The sequence below is a fragment of the Amycolatopsis sp. SID8362 genome, assembly GCF_010550475.1.
GTDB classification, from domain to species: Bacteria; Actinomycetota; Actinomycetes; order Mycobacteriales; family Pseudonocardiaceae; genus Amycolatopsis; species Amycolatopsis eburnea.
In genome coordinates this window covers 1-1116 of record NZ_JAAGNB010001144.1, presented here as the reverse complement: position 1 = coordinate 1116, position 1116 = coordinate 1, and the positions used below count along the sequence as shown (strand labels likewise).

Sequence of the window (1116 nt, the reverse complement as noted above, 5' to 3'; positions counted from 1 at the left end):
GAACAGCGCGAGCCCTTCCTCGGGTGCCATCGCGGGCATCCCGGAGCGGGCGATGCGCCGGAGGTCGGCCTCGCCGAGGGTGCCGGTCATGCCGCTGCCCTGCGCCCACGCGCCCCAGCCCAGCGACAGGCCCGGCCGCCCTTCGCCACGGCGGCGCTGTGCGAGGGCATCGAGGAAGGCGTTCGCGGCGGCGTACCCGGCCTGCCCGGCCGGTCCCAGGGTGCCGGCCACCGAGGAGTAGACGACGAAGGCGGCCAGGTCGAGGTCGCGGGTCAGCTCGTCCAAGTGGACCGCACCATCGACCTTCGGACCGAACACCGTCGCCAGCCGATCCGGAGTCAGCGAACCGACCACACCGTCATCGAGCACACCCGCGGCATGGATCACCGCTGTCAACGGATGTTCCGCCGGAATGCCGTCCAGCAACGCCGCGACCGCGTCCCGATCCGAGACGTCACACGACACCACCGAGACGTCGGCACCGTGCGCCGTCAGCTCCGCCACCAACTCGACCGCGTCGCCACGACGACTCGCCAGCACCAAATGCCGGACTCCGTGCTCTGCCACCAGATGCCGGGCCAGCAACCCACCCAGACCACCCGTGCCACCAGTGATCAGGACCGTGCCGTCCGGGTTCCACGCGGGGGCGGGAGCCGGGGCCGAGAACCGGGCGACGCGCAGGACCCGCAGGGTGCCCTCGCGCAGCAGCAGCTGCGGCTCGTCGGTCGCCAGCGCGCCGGCGAGGGCCGCTTCCGACGCCTCGGTGCCGTCGGTGTCGGCGAGCACGAACCGGCCCGGGTACTCGGACTGCGCCGAGCGCACGAGGCCCCAGACCGCCGCGGCCGCGGGGTCGACGGTCCCCTCGGCGTCGGTCACCGCGCCCTCGGTCAGGAACACCAGCCGGGAGTCCTCGAACCGGTCCTCGGCCAGCCATGCCTGCACGAGCCCCAACGCCCGCGCGGTCAGGTCGAGGGCGGCGCCGGAGCCGACCCGGACGACGGCGACGGACGGCGCATCCTCGGGCAGGCCGTCGGCGACCTCGGTCCAGCCGGGCGTCGCTGGCCGGACGGCCACGGTCTTCCAGCCGGCGTGGAACAGCGAGTCGCGGACCGGGTT

1 protein-coding gene is annotated in these 1116 nt (G+C 74.1%); it reads right to left on the bottom strand.

Translation table 11 applies throughout. The features are described from left to right. A partial coding sequence (locus G3I65_RS35450) for a beta-ketoacyl reductase (protein ID WP_160699961.1) occupies positions 1–1116 on the bottom strand: 1116 nt, incomplete at both ends.